Annotated in this window: 16 protein-coding genes; 8 read left to right on the forward strand and 8 right to left on the reverse strand. The window is 68.2% G+C overall.

The annotated features are described in order from the left end of the window. Window positions 1–46 precede the first annotated feature (46 nt). The 4 genes from MLP_RS02640 to MLP_RS02655 are packed head-to-tail and all read left to right on the forward strand — an operon-like array spanning window position 47 to window position 2,728. Complete coding sequence (locus tag MLP_RS02640) at window positions 47–376, forward strand: hypothetical protein (protein WP_013861454.1); 330 nt, start codon at window positions 47–49, stop codon at window positions 374–376. Between the two features lie 29 nt (window positions 377–405). After that, window positions 406–1,002: a hypothetical protein gene (locus tag MLP_RS02645; protein ID WP_156820999.1), complete on the forward strand. Its 597-nt coding sequence runs from the start codon at window positions 406–408 to the stop codon at window positions 1,000–1,002. Further along, a complete protein-coding gene (locus MLP_RS02650) occupies window positions 1,002–2,003 on the forward strand; it encodes an NAD-dependent epimerase/dehydratase family protein (protein ID WP_013861456.1) in 1,002 nt (333 codons plus the stop codon). Before MLP_RS02645 ends, MLP_RS02650 begins: the two co-directional genes overlap by 1 nt. Then, on the forward strand, window positions 2,000–2,728 hold the full coding sequence (locus MLP_RS02655; RefSeq protein WP_013861457.1) for a DUF4386 family protein: 729 nt from the start codon (window positions 2,000–2,002) through the stop codon (window positions 2,726–2,728). The genes MLP_RS02650 and MLP_RS02655 overlap by 4 nt, the downstream gene beginning before the upstream one ends. A 19-nt stretch (window positions 2,729–2,747) precedes the next feature. Here the strand turns inward: MLP_RS02655 and MLP_RS02660 are convergent, their stop codons facing one another. Then, window positions 2,748–3,167: a hypothetical protein gene (locus MLP_RS02660; RefSeq protein WP_013861458.1), complete on the reverse strand. Its 420-nt coding sequence runs from the start codon at window positions 3,165–3,167 to the stop codon at window positions 2,748–2,750. 74 nt (window positions 3,168–3,241) lie between these two features. On the opposite strand from MLP_RS02660, the gene MLP_RS02665 reads away from it, so the two are divergent. Beyond that, the gene (locus MLP_RS02665) at window positions 3,242–3,814 is read left to right on the forward strand and encodes a TetR/AcrR family transcriptional regulator (RefSeq protein ID WP_013861459.1); all 573 of its coding nucleotides are present in this window, start codon (window positions 3,242–3,244) and stop codon (window positions 3,812–3,814) included. Between the two features lie 2 nt (window positions 3,815–3,816). Here the strand turns inward: MLP_RS02665 and MLP_RS02670 are convergent, their stop codons facing one another. After that, window positions 3,817–5,178 (reverse strand): DUF3100 domain-containing protein, encoded by a 1,362-nt coding sequence (locus tag MLP_RS02670; RefSeq protein ID WP_013861460.1) that lies wholly within the window; start codon window positions 5,176–5,178, stop codon window positions 3,817–3,819. Between the two features lie 23 nt (window positions 5,179–5,201). Further along, entirely contained in the window at window positions 5,202–6,449 is a 1,248-nt protein-coding gene (locus tag MLP_RS02675) for an amidohydrolase (protein ID WP_013861461.1), read from the reverse strand. 137 nt (window positions 6,450–6,586) lie between these two features. On the opposite strand from MLP_RS02675, the gene MLP_RS02680 reads away from it, so the two are divergent. The 3 genes from MLP_RS02680 to MLP_RS02690 all read left to right on the forward strand — a co-directional run bounded on the left by MLP_RS02680 (window position 6,587) and on the right by MLP_RS02690 (window position 10,307). Further along, a complete protein-coding gene (locus MLP_RS02680) occupies window positions 6,587–7,645 on the forward strand; it encodes an Lrp/AsnC family transcriptional regulator (protein ID WP_013861462.1) in 1,059 nt (352 codons plus the stop codon). Continuing rightward, a complete protein-coding gene (locus MLP_RS02685; protein ID WP_013861463.1) occupies window positions 7,645–8,808 on the forward strand; it encodes an NAD(P)/FAD-dependent oxidoreductase in 1,164 nt (387 codons plus the stop codon). Before MLP_RS02680 ends, MLP_RS02685 begins: the two co-directional genes overlap by 1 nt. 134 nt (window positions 8,809–8,942) lie before the next feature. Then, window positions 8,943–10,307, forward strand: a complete 1,365-nt coding sequence (locus tag MLP_RS02690; protein ID WP_013861464.1) for an MFS transporter — start codon at window positions 8,943–8,945, stop codon at window positions 10,305–10,307. 76 nt (window positions 10,308–10,383) lie between these two features. Here the strand turns inward: MLP_RS02690 and MLP_RS02695 are convergent, their stop codons facing one another. The 5 genes from MLP_RS02695 to larE form a co-directional block, all read right to left on the reverse strand. After that, entirely contained in the window at window positions 10,384–11,925 is a 1,542-nt protein-coding gene (locus tag MLP_RS02695) for a glycoside hydrolase family 31 protein (RefSeq protein ID WP_197536492.1), read from the reverse strand. Between the two features lie 42 nt (window positions 11,926–11,967). Continuing rightward, complete coding sequence (locus tag MLP_RS02700) at window positions 11,968–12,624, reverse strand: TM7S3/TM198-like domain-containing protein (RefSeq protein WP_013861466.1); 657 nt, start codon at window positions 12,622–12,624, stop codon at window positions 11,968–11,970. 741 nt (window positions 12,625–13,365) lie between these two features. Next, the gene (gene larC, locus MLP_RS02705; protein WP_013861467.1) at window positions 13,366–14,781 is read right to left on the reverse strand and encodes a nickel pincer cofactor biosynthesis protein LarC; all 1,416 of its coding nucleotides are present in this window, start codon (window positions 14,779–14,781) and stop codon (window positions 13,366–13,368) included. Beyond that, on the reverse strand, window positions 14,778–15,467 hold the full coding sequence (larB, locus tag MLP_RS02710; protein WP_013861468.1) for a nickel pincer cofactor biosynthesis protein LarB: 690 nt from the start codon (window positions 15,465–15,467) through the stop codon (window positions 14,778–14,780). The genes larC and larB overlap by 4 nt, the downstream gene beginning before the upstream one ends. Continuing rightward, window positions 15,460–16,314 (reverse strand): ATP-dependent sacrificial sulfur transferase LarE, encoded by an 855-nt coding sequence (gene larE, locus MLP_RS02715; RefSeq protein ID WP_013861469.1) that lies wholly within the window; start codon window positions 16,312–16,314, stop codon window positions 15,460–15,462. The genes larB and larE overlap by 8 nt, the downstream gene beginning before the upstream one ends. Window positions 16,315–16,337 lie beyond the last annotated feature (23 nt).

The raw sequence follows: 16,337 nt of genomic DNA on the forward strand, positions 1-16,337 counted from the left end.
GGAACTCATGACCGCGGAGCGCGGAGCGCGACAATCCAACTCGGTCATGAGCACCCCGGCGACCGGGCCCGAACTCTCCGATGATCTGCTCCGGCTGCTGCTGAGCGGCCGTCCGGACGTTCCGAACGCGGTTGCGCGAGCGGCGTCGACCTCGAGCGATCCTTCGGTGATCGTCGCGGCCGCGTTGCTGAGCAGAGATTCCATGATGCTCTCGACGGCTCGACCGCTGGCCCGGACGACCCGGGACCGGCAGCTGGTCGCCCTTGCCGCGGCCCGAATCGGCGGGCAGCAGGACCTCTTCGACGTCCTGGTCCGCGAACACCTGCTCATGTTCCCCGACGACCTGCTCGCGAGTTGGATCGCCGGCCGATCGTGATCAACCACCCGACCCGAGAGGACCCTGTCATGCCTGTCACCCCGCCGATGACCCACGCACCAGCACCACCACACCGCCGCTCCCTTCCCCGGGCCCTCGGCCGCTGGCTGATCTCCTTCGTCGGTTTCCCGTTGGGCGGGCTCGCCGCGATGACGCTGGTCGGGCCCGTGAACGGTCCACTCACCGCACTCGGTGGCGGCCCGATCGCCGGCGCGGTGCTGGGGCTGGCCCAGGGCCTGGGGCTCGGACTAGGCCGTCGGCGGCTGCTGACCTGGTCAGCCGTCACCGCGATGGCCTTCGGTGTCGGTCTTCCAGTCGCCGGGGTAGCGACCGGGTTCAGCACTGACCTGTCGAGCTTGATCGTCCTGGGCTTGCTCAGCGGTGTGTTTGTCGGCGCGGCCCAGGCCGGACTGGTCGCCCGGATGATCGGTCGTCTCGCGCTCGGTTGGCCGGTGCTGGTCGGTCTCGCCTGGGGACTCGGCTGGGCGGTGACGACGTCGATCGGGGTCGAGGTCGGTCTGCGCTGGACCGTGTTCGGCTCTGCAGGTGCGGTGACCGTGACGATCCTGACCGCTCTCCTCCCGGTGGCGCTGTGGCGGCGTGAGCAGATCGCGCGGGTCCGCTGATGTCGCGGCAGGTGGTCTTCGGAACCGGCCAGGTCGGACGGCACCTGCTCGATCAGCTCGTTCGCGTCGGCCACGATGCGATCGGCGTCAACCGCAGCGGCCACAGTCCGGTCCCCGGGGCCACCGCCGTCGCCGGCGACGCCACCGACCCGGAATTCACGACGAAGGTGACCCGAGGCGCTGATGTCGTCTACTTCTGCCTCAACGCCACCCGGTACGAGCACTGGGCCGAGGAGTTCCCGCCGTTGCAGCGTGGAGTGGTCGCCGGCGCACAGGCCAGCGGAGCCCGGCTCGTCGTACTCGACAACCTGTACGGCTACGCACCACCCGCCGACGGCGTTCTGCGGGAGACGACCCGAGTGTCGCCCAGTTCCACGAAGGCCGCGGTACGGGTGGCGATGACCGAGGAACTGCTGTCCGCCCATCGAAACGGCCGGATCCAGGTTGCCATTGGGCGGGCGTCGGACTACTTCGGTCCCGGTACGACACAGTCCGCGCTGGGTGCCGGCGTCTTCGAGGCCGCGTCGGTTGGACGTGCCTGCTGGCTCATGGGCAACCCGGACCGATTGCACAGCTACTCCTACACCCCGGACGTGGCCCGGGCCCTGCTCGCGCTCGGAACCGCACCCGACGCTGTGGGCAAGGTCTGGCACCTTCCCATCGGGCAAACCCGGACGACCCGTGAGGTCGTCGCCGAGGTGTACCGGCTGGCCGGCCACCGCCCGAGGATCAGGTCGGTCGGCGAGTGGCGTCTCCGGCTGATCGGGACCGTGCAACCGGCACTGCGTGAATATCGGCACACCCTGTACCAGTTCAGCCAGCCGTGGCTCGTCGACGATGACAAGTTCCGTACGGCGTTCGGCGACCTGGCCACCCCGCAGAGCGAGGCACTCGCGACAACCCTGGCCTGGTTCCGATCCGCCGCGGCCAGTCAGCCGCAACCGACTCCGCCAGGAGATCGCCCATCCATCACTGCGCAACGAGAAAGGAATCGACCATGATCATCACAACGGAGACGACGGACCAGCAGCTCACGAACCGCAGTCGTCGGCGCCTCGCACGTCTGGCCGCAGCGGCCTTGGCGACGGCCGCCGTCCTTGCCATCGCCGGCTTCACCGCCCTCGGATCGATCTTCAGCTATCCGCAGATCCTGCACGAGCCGGTCGAGGTGATCTTGAACCGGTTCCGCGATCGTCAGGCCGCCGTGATGGGCTGGTTCGCGGTCCTCACGCTCAGTGCCGCTCTGATGGCGCCGGCCGGGAGCTGGCTCGGACGGTTGCGGGGTGGGATCCTCGGCCGCTGGATCACCGGGCTCGGCATCGCCGCGGCTGTCGTCCAAGTGGCGGGCCTGCAGCGCTGGATCACCATCGTGCCAGGGATCAGCGAGCAAGCCCTCGACCCGGGCAGCCAAGCGGCGTCCGAATCGGCCTTCCTGTTCTGGCACCGACTGCTCGACACGGCCATCGGTGAGACCGTCGGCTACGCCCTGACCGCAGCGTTCACCGTGCTGGTGGTCATCGCCTTCGACCGGCGGTTGCTGCCTCGCTGGCTCGTGGTGCTCGGCGGAGTGGCCGCCACCTTGATCGCCACCGGGGTGATAATCCCGGTCGTGTCCGGCGCCAGCCTGACCAACTTCGCTGGCTACGTCTTGTGGTGCGTCTGGCTCCTTGTCGTCGCCGGGTTCCTCATCAAGGCGGCTCGAAGCGATTCCGTGTGCCGAACCTGACTCCCTCTTTTCGCCGGCTTCACGTCACGAGGAGGGCGATGATCAGCAGGATCCAGGTCAGATCGGCGAAGCCGCCGTGGATCAGCACCGTGCGCATCGGGAAGTGATCTTCGGCGGGATAGAAGCCGGCCGGGTCGTTGTCCCCGTACAGCCCCTTGCGGCCCCGTCGCCACCAGGGCAGGTACATCGTCGCCCCGAGTGCGCTGGCCGTGAAGAGCACCACCACTGTGGTCCAGCCCCAACGCGGATCCTGGATGGCTGCGAGATGAACGATCAGCAGAATCACGCCGAGGATCCCCACAGACGCATGGCCCAGGATCTGGACACGTTTGAAGTGTGTGGTGCCGGAGGCTCCGCCGTGACGGATCCAGGTCCTCAACAGGAGGGAGCCGGCAATGACCGCCGACACTCCGGCGACCAAGGCAATCGCGCTGACCATACGCACGATTCTACTATGTCTGTAGTGTGTTGCAACTAAGTTCGTAGTGGCTAGTCCATCTATAGTTTCCTAGCGTGACGCCAACCAAGATCCAGGTCCTGGAGGCTGCGGTCGAACTGCTCGGCACCGAGGGTCTGCGGTCGCTGACCCACGCACGGGTGGACAAGCAGGCGGGCCTACCGAAGGGTTCGACCTCCAACTACTTCCGCACTCGGGCCCAGTTGCTGAGCGGTGTCAACGACTGGATCGCTGAGCACGACTTGGCCAGCGCCGACGACATCGCGACGGCCCCCCGCAGCGCCGCGGAACTGGTCGAGAGCCTGGCCGTCGGGATCGAGGTGCTCACCGGCCCGCATCGGGTCGTGACCGCGGCACGGCTGACGCTGTTCATGGAGGCCAATCACAACCCCGAGATCCAGGCCGCCGTATCCCGGACCCGCACGGTGATGGAGCGGTCGGTGATGGCTGTGATGGCGCGCCTGGGTGCCACGGACCCGTTCTCGGCCGCTCTCGCTCTGATGGCCTGTGGCGAGGGCATCATCCTGCACCGCATCGCCCGCCACGACACCACCGACCCTCGCCCCCTGCTACGGGTCGTGGTGTCCGGAGCTATCCCCACCGCCTCGGCTCTCCAGCACGGCCGCTGAACTCAGACTCCCCAGGCTCCGAGGGCGAACTCGGCGATCACGGTGGCCAGGATGAACGAGGCGGCGATGGCGACGATGCCGGTGGGGATGATCCGCCAGCCGATGCCCTTCAGCAGCGGCAGGTCCTTGCCGATCCCGAGCCCGGCGATGGTCAGCATGCCGGTGATGATCGACAGGAAGGGCACGCTCTCGGCGATATGGGTCAGCCAGCCGGCGAAGGGTGAGATCGGTGTGGTGGCCAGGGCGCCGAGCGTCATGGCGGTGACAATGGCCGGCACCTTGTGTCGGGTCAGCTTGCTGAGGGCGATGCTGAGTGCGACCAGCAGGGACAGCACGACGAAGGTCAAGACCATGTCAAAGGAGAAGCTCTTCTTGGCGATCACCGCCACGACCAGGCCCGTCACGCTGAAGACCACGAGGGAGGTGGCCAACGGCACGGTCGTCTTCATCTCCAGCAGGCTGCTGACGGCCGACTTCATCGCCGCCGCGTCTCCGCGCTTCTCCTCCGGCTGCTTCCAGCGCTTGGAGAGCGACCGGTACATCCGGTCAGCCAGCGGCAGCGCCACCCAGACACCGACGTAGAGTCCCAGCACACTGGTGATCAGGTTCGAGGCAGCCGACAGGGCCAGCACCTGCTGCTGCATCTCCGGGTACGCGGCGACGATCACCGAGGCAGCGGCCGCCATCATCGAACCCGAGCCGACGCCGGCGCCCATCGCCAGGGCCAACGGGTCGAAGATGTCCAAGGAGATGGTCAGGGAGGCGATCAGGCTGACGATGATCGCGCCGAAGATGGTGCCGAAGACATACATCGACAACACGCCCCGATACTGCGGCGAGTCCGCGCCGTACCGCTCGCTGACCATGGCGAACGAACCCTCCCGGTCGATCGAGAAGGTGGCGCCGACGGTGGCCGGACCCATCCTGAGGAGGACCGCCAGTGGCAGAGCCAGCACCAGGGTGCCAAGCAGGTGACCGACCTCCTGCAGCAGCAGTGCCGGGCCGGCATCGAGCAGCAAGCCGACGTTGGGGCCGATCTCGAAGGAGAGCCGGGCGCCGAGGAACAGCACGGCCACGCCCATGATGGAGGTCGCCGCCTCCTGCATGTCGAGGGCGAGCGGGCGCCACGGCTGGCCGGAGATGAAGCCCGACATGAGGAGGCCCCAGATCATCGGCAGCAACGTCACCGAGGCGACGCCGATCGGGATCACCAGCGGCCCGATGGCCTGGGCGATGCTCGCGATCACCAGAGTGAGACCGAGGATCGCCCACAGTTTCCGGTCGCGAAGTGTCATGACGACGGTGCCGGCTTTGCTCCCGGCCGGATCTGCGGCTGACGTGTCGACGCTGGGTTCGCTGGGCATTCGGGCTCCTGAGGTGGTCGTGATCAGGCTTCGAGAGTCACTTGCGTCGCCCCCGCGGGGCGTTCGGCGCGTCGCCGCTGCAGATCGGCGCGGACTTCTGGATCCAGAGCCGCGTCGAGACTGGTCCACGCGAGCAGCACGGCGCCGTCGATCGCGGCATCGTCCGCCGCCGGTGTGGCGGCGGAGATCGTGAAATTGGGGTTGTGGGCCGGACCCGTCTCGCCCAGGAAGGCGATCAGCGGATGAATCGCCGGCAGCACCTGCGAGACGTTGCCCATGTCGGTGGACCCCCCGGCGGCGGAGGCCTGGGGGGTGATCGTTCGGCCGCGTGCGACCAGGTTGCGATCCCAGAAGTCGGCCAGGGCCGGATCGGGCGCGACTGGGGCGTACGGATGTTCGGTGGGCGCCCACTCCCAGGTGCACCCGGTGGCGATCGCCGCACCCTCGAAGCAGGCGAGCACGCGCTTCTTCAACGAGCGCCAGATGTCGATGTCGTACGCTCGCAGTTCCACCTGGACGACGGTCTTGTCCGGGATCACGTTCGTCGCCTCGCCGCCGAGGGAGACGAACGCGTTCATGTTGGTTTCCTTGGGCACGTGCTGGCGCAACAGGCCGATGGCAGTGAGGGCGAGCGTCGCGGCCGCCGCAGCGTTGATGCCCTGGTCCGGCATGGCGGCCGCGTGCGCGGTCAGGCCGTGGAAGATGACCTCGAACCGGTCGACGGCGGTCGAATGGAAGCCCGAGGCACTGCCGTCCTCGCCGGTCATGCCGTGCACCATCAAGGAGAAGTCGACGTCCTCCCAGGCGCCGGCCAACAACATCGCCACCTTGCCGCCGCCATGCTCCTCGGCGGGCGTTCCCAGCAGCTTCACTCGCAGTCCGGCCTCGTCAGCGACCGACGCCAGGGCAAGAGCCGCGCCCACGCCGGCGGTCGCGATCACGTTGTGCCCGCAGCCGTGCCCTATGCCGGGCAGCGCGTCGTACTCGGCACAGACCGCGACGGTGAGATCGCCTTCGCCGAAGGTGGCCTCGACAGCGGTCTCGATGCCGTAGGCACCCAACTCGGTGGCGAATCCGGCGTCCCGCATGATGTCCGCGATCCGCGCGGACGCCTTGAACTCCTGCCAGGAGAGTTCTGGATTCGCATGAATCTCGCGGCTCAGTTCGAGCAGTTGGGGCTTGCGACGCTCGACTTCGGCGGCGGCTTGATCCTTGAGCAGCTGAGTCTTCGGCGGTGCCGTTGGGGCCGATGCTGCGATGGAATTGGTCACGGAGGGATCCTTTGGTTCGGCGGCAGGATTCTGTACTGCCGGGTGTTACCGGCGTGCTACATTGCTGGAAATCTGCGGAATTTGTATCAGAGCTGCCAAGATATGCGCCGTCCGGGGTTGAAGAGGCGGGGGACTCGATGGAACTCGACGAGCTCGATGCGCGGCTGGTGCACGCGTTGCAGGTGGAGCCACGGGCGAGCTGGTCCGACCTCGCTCCGATCGTGGGGGCTGATTCCGCGACCTTGGCACGACGCTGGGCGCGGCTGCACGCCGAAGGTATCGCGTGGACCACGGGCTATCTGGAACCGGCCCAGTACGCCATCGTGGAGTTGGACTTCGACCGGCACGTCACCCGCGAAGTCGCTGCCCGGCTCCAGCAGAATCCCGGCGTGTTCGTGATCGACGTCTGCTCAGGTTCACGGGATCTCCTGCTGATCGTCATCGCACCGGATATCCGTTCGCTGGCTGACTTCGTGACCGGTCCCGATCTCAAAGGACTGGGGGCCGTCCGGACCCATCTGGTCAGCGAACTCCTTTCGGATGGCTCTCATTGGCGGCTGCGGGCGCTGAGTCCAGCCGAGGTAGAGCGGATTCCGCCGCCCAGGCTGCCCCGGGCCCGCGCCGCCCGAACGATTCCTGACGATCTCGCGGCAGCCATCGCCCGCGAGGTCTGGATGGACGGGCGGGCGTCCGTGGCCGCGATCGCTGCCGCCAGCGGATTCACGCCGCAGCGAATCAGCGATGCCATCGCCGTCCTGCGGTCGCGCGGGATCTTGCGGCTGCGTACGGACGTGGCGCGTGCGGCATCGGGCTGGCCGGTCTACGCCTGGTATTTCGTGGAGGCACCGGCTCGGACGATCGAGTCGGCGCGGGCACGCATCGTGGCCGTCCCGGAGGTCCGACTGGCCGCGGTCTGCGCCAGTCGATACAACCTGATCCTGGCCGTCTGGCTTCGTACGCTCGCGGATGTGAACCGGTTCGAGCTTGCGCTCGGCAAGGCGTTGGAGGGTGCCCGGGTCGCCGACCGAGCCGTCGTCCTGCACATGATGAAGCAGATCGGCAGATCGCTCGGCACGGACACCCGAGCGGCAGGACCGCAGTTGAACGAGCCGCCGCCCACTCCCTGGATAAGTCAGGAGCTTTCGGGGAATGCGAGGATCGGACGGGTACGTCCGCGTGGGGAAGGAGACGGGTGATGGAACTGCTGGATGGCGGCCGTGTGGTCATCGTCGGGGGCGGGGTGATCGGGCTCTCCATCGCTTACCACTTGACGCTGCGGGGCTATCGCGACGTGACCGTCGTAGAGCGCAACCATCCCGGTGACGGGGCCACGGCCCGCGCCACCGGCGGGATTCGGCAGCAGTTCTCCTCCCGGGTGAATGTCGAGCTCTCCCGTCGATCCATCCCTTTCTGGCAGACCTTCGAGGAGCGCACCGGCTCGCCGCTCGACTTCCGGCAGCACGGCTATCTCTTCCTGATCGACAACGAGGCTCAGTACGAGGTCTTCCGCCGTAACGCCGCCATGCAGCGCGAGCTGGGTGTCGACGTACGCGAGTTGCGTCCCGATGAGATCGCCGAGGTGTTCCCGCCGACCGAGGTGGACGACCTGGTGGGCGGGACCTATACCCCGGAGGATGGCTCCGCCTCACCGGCGGACGCGGTGGCCGGTCTGCTGCGCGCGGCCCGGGCTCAAGGTGCGGAGATCCGCCAACAGACCGAGGTTGTCGGTCTGACCTGCACCTCGGATGGGGCGATTCGGGCAGTCGAGACCTCCGAGGGATCGATCGAGGCGGAACGGGTGATCATTGCGGCCGGCCCGCAGGCGCGGCAGGTCGGCCGGCTGTGCGGCGTACACATTCCCGTCTCCCCGCACTCGCGGCAGGCGTTCGCGACCGCACCGTTGGCGGCGATCGACCCGGGCTACCCGTTGACCGTGGACATGGCCACCGGTGCCTACGTCCATCCGGAGGCCACCGGCGGTACGGCGGTGATCGGCGGCAACGACCGGGAGACGGCCAGCAGCGAGGCGGCGACCGTCGACTGGTCACGCGTCACCTCGCTGGCTGAAGCGATCGCCGGCCGATTCCCGGCGCTGGAGGATCTGGAGATCACCAACGCCTGGGCAGGCCTGCGGGAAATGACGCCCGACGACCACGCCATCGTGGGCCCGATCGAGTCACGACCAGGACTCTGGGTCGTGGCCGGATTCTCCGGCCACGGCTTCATGCAGGCTCCCGCGGTCGGTGAGGCTCTGGCCAGTTGGTTCGTGGACGGCGATCCCGGGATGGATCTCTCCCGCTTGGCGTTGTCCCGCTTCGGCGATGCGGCGGTCGCCACGCTCGAGACGACGGTCTTCTAGCTTCCTCCGGCCTAGCCGTCGGCCAGCGCGGCTGCTTGCCCGTTCTTCGCGAGGGCGCAAGAATGCGCGCACGCAGACCGAGGACCCTGAGCCTGCGACCCCCGCACAGGGGATTCAGAGAGGAGGGGTCTGCGATGCCGTCCCAGGAGCCCGAGACAATCGACCGCTACACGATCGACACCGCACCGGCGACCGGCTTCCACTATCGACTGGCGTTGTTCACCGGCGGTGGGAAGTTCATCGACGGCTACACGCTGGGCGTGCTGACGGTGGCACTCGCGGTGATACCGCCGGACTTCGGGATGACTCCGTTCTATGCCGGCCTGGTGGGCTCGGCCGCCCTCTTCGGGCTCTTCATCGGCAGCGCCTTCATCGGCCCGTTGGCGGACCGGATCGGCCGGAAGCGTCTCTACACCGCCGACCTGATCCTGTTCCTGGCGGCCGCGCTCGCCCAGTTCTTCGTGCAGAGTCCGTCGCAGCTCTTCGTGATGCGACTCATCCTGGGCATCGCTATCGGTATCGACTACGCCGTCGCCCCCACCTACCTGTCGGAGATGCTGCCGAAGCGGTTGCGCGGCCCGTTGCTGGGCAGCCTGGCCGAGATCTGGCGGATCGGCTTCCTCGCCTCCGTCATCGTCGGATACTTCATGCGCGACATGGGTCCGGGTGCCTGGAAATGGATCCTGGTCACCAGCGCGGTGCCGACGGCCCTCGTCATGCTGCTGCGTTTGGGTGCGCCCGAATCGCCGCGCTGGCTGGTGCGACAAGGTCGCGACGCCGAGGCCGACGCGATCGTGAAGAAGTACATCAACCCCGAGGCCGGTATCCATGACCTGATCGCCACGGTCGGCCACGAGCAAGGACACAAGCGGAGCACCTGGGAAGCGACCCGGATCCTGTTCAGCAAGCAGTGGCGCTCCCGTACCCTGTTCGCCGGCTTCTTCTGGATCGCCCAGGCGACTCCGCAGACGGCGATCTTCACCTTCCTGCCGGCACTGTTCGTGGCGCTCGGCTTGGCAGGCGGCCTCGGACCGACGCTGATTCAGAACATCTTCTTCGCCGTCGGCGGCGTGGTGGGCATGTTCTTGATCAACCTGATCAGCCGCCGGAAGATGCTGGTCTCCACCTTCTGGCTGATGGCGATCTCGATCCTCGCCTTGGTGGTGCTGCCGGACCCGAGCGCCGCCGTGGTCATCACCTGCCTGTGCATCTATGCCTTCATCGAGGCGATTGCCGGGAACCTGCAGTTCGTCTATCCGAGTGAGCTCTTTCCGACCTCGCTGAGGGCCGCAGGTGTTGGGATGGCGGCGGCGATGAGCCGGATCGGGGCTGCGTTCGGCACCTTCGTGCTGCCGCTGGTGCTGGCGTCGTACGGCGTTCAGGTGGTCATGATCGGCACCCTGTGCCTGTTGGTGCTCGGTGCGCTGGTGTCACAGAAGTACGCCCCGGAGACCGCCAACCGTGGTCTGCAGGAGGAGCCGGCACCCGACGCCCACTGACTTGGCGGATCTGCTCGATCTTGTCGGTCTTGCTCGATCTGTAGATAGAGCGACGCCGACAAGATCGAGCAACATTTCAGGGTTCGAGGCGGCGCCACCAGGGCACGGACCGGAGGTTGACCGGGATGGTGATCTCGGTCGGCCCTTCGACCACCGAGCCGGCCGGATCGGTCCAGCGTCCCGGCGGAACGAGGACCGTACGCGAGGTCGCCGCCGGCTCCAGCACCGGCGCGACCAGTAGATCCTCGCCGAGCAGGAACTGATCGTGCACCCGCTCGTACCCGCGGTGGTGATAGGCGAGCGGCCGCAGGATCGGCTCGCCGGTTCGGGCGGCGTGGGCAACCAGCGCCATGATCTCCGGCAGCAGGGACTGGCGCAGCTCAACGGCAGCCTTCACCGCGGCGAAGTGCTCGTTGTCGAGAACCCGCCACGGTGCCATCGAGAACTGCATCATCGGGAAGAGCGCCGCGCACTGGGCGAACCGGACGAACAGCTCCTGATCGACCGGCGCGCCGTCGAGGACATAGGCGACATCCCCGCCGCCGATCATGTCCGGGCAGTTGAACACGTCGCCGATCAGTCCCTGCGCGATCGACTCGGGGATGAGCGATCCCAGCCCGCCAGGCCCCCACCGGCACGGCTTGTCGTGCAACCGTTGGGCGAGTGGCTGGCCGCCCAGCTTCCAGCAGGCCCGCAGCTCGTTGTAGTCGAACTCCGCGGCGAACCTCGCCCAGGCCTCGCACTGACCGGTCGGACCGCTGCCGGCCACTGTCCGGTCGTCGAGCCGGTAGTCGCGCAGATCGCCGGCGTCGAATTTGAACCCGTCGACACCGAAGTCGTCCTGCAGCCGCCGCAGCTCACCGCGTAGCCAGTCCAAAGCGGCCGGGTCGGTGAGGTCGGGCGCTGCGCTGTAGCCGTTCCACCACTTCCTGATCACCGGCTCGCCGTCCGCGCCGCAGATCAGCCACCCCGCCTTCCGGGCGAGCCGGAAGTTCGCGCTGTCCGGGCTGAGGAAGGGGACCAGCCAGAGCATCACCGGGAAGCCCCATTCGTGCAGCTGATCCACCATGGCCCGCGGGTCGGGGAACTGGGCGGTATCGAACTCCCAGGTTCCATAGTCACGAGACCAGCGGTCGTCGATCATCAACAACCCCGGTGGAAAGCCGGCATCGAGGATGCCCCGGGCGTACACGAGCACCGCGTCCTGGGTTGGCCGGTACGGCATCTCCATCCACGTGTTGTACTGCGGGCTGGTGAACATCACCTCTGCCGGCGTCGTTCCGGCCGGCGGGAAGAAGGCCCGCGACACGGCGCGATAGGCATCGGCCACCGAGTCTCCACCGGCGCCGACAACGACGTCGGTGCCGGTGACCTCGAGCCGGCCTGTGCCGTCGAAGGAAAACGTGAACGGGAGCTCGGACCAGACAAATCGGCCACTGTTGGAGACCAGGAGCGGTGCCGACTGGTTGGCCCCGTCATCGGGGTTGGCGAGCAGACCGGCATTCGTTGCCAGGTTCCGAGTGTGTGGCCGCCGTCCGAACGGCATCACCTGGCCGTCGGGGACCGCTCCGCCCCACCAGCACTCGCCGTCGGTCAGCTCCAGCTGGATCGTGGTCACGGGGGGATTCTGGCTCATCGGGCCCGTGGCGCGGGAACCGCGTCAGTGCGCAGGATGCGGCGCGTACATCGGTGCGTTCCACTGCTGGCGCATCGTGCGACGGCGCCCGGAGAGGGCACGGAACTGTGCGACGACGCCCAGGATGACCAGCACGGCGTAGAGCGCGAGCCAGCCCCAGCCGGTAGATGTCGGGTCGGCCACGCCCTCCCCGGTGAGCTGACCGATGCCGACGGAGCCGGCGATCATCATCACACCGGTGGTGGTGACGCTGGCGCCGGCCAGCGCGGTGAGCACCACCAGGATCACCGCGGGGAGGTTGGTGCTGATGGCCAAGATGGCGAGCAGCACGCCGGCGGCCACGCCGACTCCAATCGTGGCGAACCCGGAACTGACTCCGGCGGCGGCCATCAGGCTGGTACCGATCGTGAAGCCGATGCCGGCCATCCCGATGATGACGGCCAGCTGATAGGAGAGGTACGCCAGCACGCCGAAGATCACCGCGCCGACGAAGCCGACCAACCAGCTGATCGCGAGCTGTCCGAACGCGCTCGACGTGACTCCTGACACCAGCCCGGCGCCCAACAGGAACCCGACGAAGGCGCCGAACAAGCTGATGATCAACCGCATCGTCACATAACCACGGAAGCACAGCAGCGCTCCGATCACGACGGCGACGATGCCTACCACGATGGTGTCCACGAACGATGGTCCTCTCTTCTCTGCCCCTATCAACGTTCCCGAGGTGTCACTGGTTCCGTGTGTCTGAAGGTGCGACTGGCTCGTGTCTCCAAGGTGCGGCTGGGTGTCTGAAGGTGCGACTGGCTCGTGTCACGCGCGTCCGCCGTCCCCAACTCCGACTCCGCACCAGCTGCTGCGACTCCGCACCAAGTAGACGGGGTGCGCAGTCGACCAAATGGGTGCGAAGTCGATCAGGGCGCCGAATCGAGCGTGCTCCGCGTAAGTCTTGCGCCGCGGGGCCACGGACGATTGCCGGTGGTGGGCGTGCGTGGCGTACGTCTGGCGCCGACGGGCCACGGACGATTGTCGGTTGGGCGTGTGCGGGGTACGTCTGGCGCCGCGGGGCCACGAACGATTGTCGGTTGGGCGTGTGCGGCGTACGGCTCGCGCCGGCGGGCCACGGACGATTGTCGGAGGGTGGGCGTGCCTGGCGTACGGCTTGCGTCGGCGGGCCATGAACATTCGGCGGCCGGGCGTGCGCGGGGTACGTTTTCGCGCCGCGGGGCCACCAACGCTGGCGCAGCTCCTTCTCGCGAGTTGGCGCCGATGAGCACGCCGTCTGGATCTGTCAGGACGAAGAGGGCCCTCATCCACTTCGCACCAGCTGATGCGACTGCGCACCAGGTAGACGGGGTGCGCAGTAGTCCGAAATGGTGCGAAGTCGGAATTGGGCGCGGGATTTGAGGTGGGTGGGATCGGGGCTCAGTCCGGTGGCGGGGCGCCCAGGACGAGGCCGGCATCGCGGGCTGCTGCTTGTGCCAGGGCCAGCACCTCACGCTCGGGCAGACCGTACGTAGCTGCGACCGAGGCCACGTCGGCGAACTCGGGATTCAGCTGCCGGATGCCAGTGCTGTCGTACCCGACCTTGACCCGGACCTCGGCCCCGGCGACCCCGGCCCCGGCCCCGGCGGCCCCGGCCCCGGCGGCCCCGGCCCCGGCGGCCCCGGCCTCGGCGACCTCGGCCTCCGGGGGATCGGCACTGGGGGGATCGGCCCTGGGGAGATCGACGGTGTACCAGCGGCGAGAGAGCGCGATCCGCGATACCTGGTAGCAGCGGATCCCCAGGGTGCTGGTGTGCGTCAGGATCAGCTGCTGAAGCACCTCGACCAGCTCGGGCCGGCTCAGCACGCTGAGGAGGTGCGCAGGTCGGCCCTTCTTCATCAGGATCGGTGTCAGCCAGGCATCGGCGGCGCCGGCTTGCAGCAGTCGATCGATCACGCCGGGCCAGAGCCGGGGATCGAGATCATCGACATTGGCCTCCAGCACGGACATCGATTCGGTGCCTGTCGACTCTGTGCTCATCGACTCTGTGCCTGTCGAGTCCGTGCTTGTCGTCTCAGCGTCCGACTCGGTCGCGGGGGCAGTGGCGGCGGACGGCTCGACCTCGCCCATGATGACCCGGGTGATGTTGGGCCGGTCGGGAAAGTCCTTGGTGCCGGCTCCGGCACCTGATCCGACCACGCGCAGGGCTGGCAGATCCTCGCAGACGGTCGACAAAGCGGTCACCAGCGCCATCCCTGTTGGGGTCGCCAGTTCGCCGGCCCCGCCAGCATGAACGCGCCAGCCGGCCGACAGCCGTACGACGGCGGGTACGGGCACCGGCAACTCACCGTGGGCGGCACGGACCCGGCCGGAGCCGACCGCCACCGCGCTTGCACTGACGCTCGTCACCCCGAGGTCGGTCAGCGCCGCCGCAACTCCGACCACATCGGCGATCGAGTCCAGCGCACCGACCTCGTGGAAGTGGACCTCCTCCGCCGGGATGCCGTGCGCCTCGGCCTCGGCCTCGGCGAGTCGGGCGAAGGTGGCCAACGCGCGATCTCGGACCGGGGACGCCAGCGACGCGGCCTGCAGGCTTTCGCGGATGGTTGCCCAGCGTCGATGCGGCAGGTCCTTGGTGAGCACCTCGACCGTGAGTTTCGTCGCACGCTGTCCGCACCGCATCACGTTGGCGACAGTCAGCCGGACCGAGCCGGGAACGACCGCGTCCACCGCTTCCTGCACCACGGCGAGATCGGCCCCGGCATCGATGAGGGCACCCAGCAGCATGTCTCCGGCTACCCCGGCGGAGGCGTCGATCCAGGCGTGCCGGGTGGCCGATCCAGCGGTGCTGATCACGGTGCCGCGATCTGGGCGGCGAGGTGGCCGGCGCCGTACCCGTTGTCGATGTTGACGACTGCCACACCGGGAGCGCAGGCGTTCAGCATGGTGAGCAGTGCCGCGAGCCCTTCGAAGGCGGCGCCGTAGCCCACCGACGTCGGTACCGCGATCACCGGCGCCGCGACCAGGCCGGCGACCACGCTGGGCAGGGCGCCATCCATCCCGGCAGCAACGACGATGGCCTTGGCGGTACGCAGTCGCGGCACCTGGGCGAGGATGCGGTGCAGTCCGGCAACCCCGACGTCGACCACGAGATCGGCTTGCCGACCCAGGTAGCGGGTGGTGAGCAGGGCTTCACGAGCGACGGGGAGATCCGAGGTGCCGGCCGCCAGCACCAGCACCGGGCCGCCGGTGGGTTCCGGTGGAACCGGTGGCCAGGCGACCAGCCGGGCCTCGGCGTCGTATGCGGCATCCGGCAGCACCTCCAGGAGAGCGGTCACCTGCTCTTCTCGGACCCGGGTGAACAGGGCCACTTGGGGTTGGCCGACGAGGACGGTCGCGATCCGCGCGACCTGATCGACGGTCTTGCCCTGGCAGAAGATCGCTTCCGGATAACCGCGTCGGGTCGCGCGACCCAGGTCGAGTTGGGCGATGTCATCCAGGGCTGCGTCATCCAGGGCCGCGCGGGTGGAGTGGTCAGTCATGGCTGACCGCAACCAAGGGCAGCGTGAACGCGCCCGACTGCAGGCCGGCCAGGTCCAGCGTCACGTACCGGAAGCCGGCCGCTCGGACGGCGCGGAGAACCTCGCCACGCACCGGGTCGGCAGCGATCCGAACAAGATCGTCGGCCGCCAGTTCGAGCCGGGCGATATCGCCGTGATGGCGTACCCGCAGGTCGCCCAGACCGAGCTCACGGAGAGCCTCCTCGGCGCGGTCGATCTGCGCCAGCTTGTCGGGCGTGACCTCCTCGAAGTGGGGGATCCGGGACGCCAGGCACGGCGAGGCCGGCTTGTCGGCCACCGTGAGTCCGAGCTCCCGGGCGACGGCCCTGACATCGGCCTTGGTCAGGCCGGCAGCGGCCAACGGCCGGAGCACGCCGTGCTCGGTCGCGGCCCGGGCTCCGGGGCGGTCCGGCCGGAGCACGTCGTCCGCATTCTCCCCATAGGCGATGGCGTCCAACCCCAGCGAGGGGGCGAGGCCGGCGTCGATGGTGGCGAACAGCTCGTCCTTGCAGTGATAGCAGCGATCCGGACCGTTGGCCCGATAGGCGGCTCGATCGCCTTCTTTGGTCTCCACCTCGACCACGGCGACCCCGAGCTGATCAGCGACGGCGTGGGCGGCGCGTCTTTCCGTGGCCGCGAGGCTGGGAGAGACCCCGAGCAGTGCCACCACTCGATCCGCACCGAGCACCCGGGCGGCGAGGGCGAGCAGCACGGAGGAGTCCACCCCGCCGGAGAACGCAACACCGAGTCTCTCGATCCCAGCGAGTTCGGCAGCAACCCGCTCGGTCGCCTGGGCCAGCGGGACGGCTGGTGCGGCGAGATCGGTCACGCTCTGGAGCCTAACCGCCGAGC

The organism is Microlunatus phosphovorus NM-1, assembly GCF_000270245.1.
GTDB classification, from domain to species: domain Bacteria; phylum Actinomycetota; class Actinomycetes; order Propionibacteriales; family Propionibacteriaceae; genus Microlunatus; species Microlunatus phosphovorus.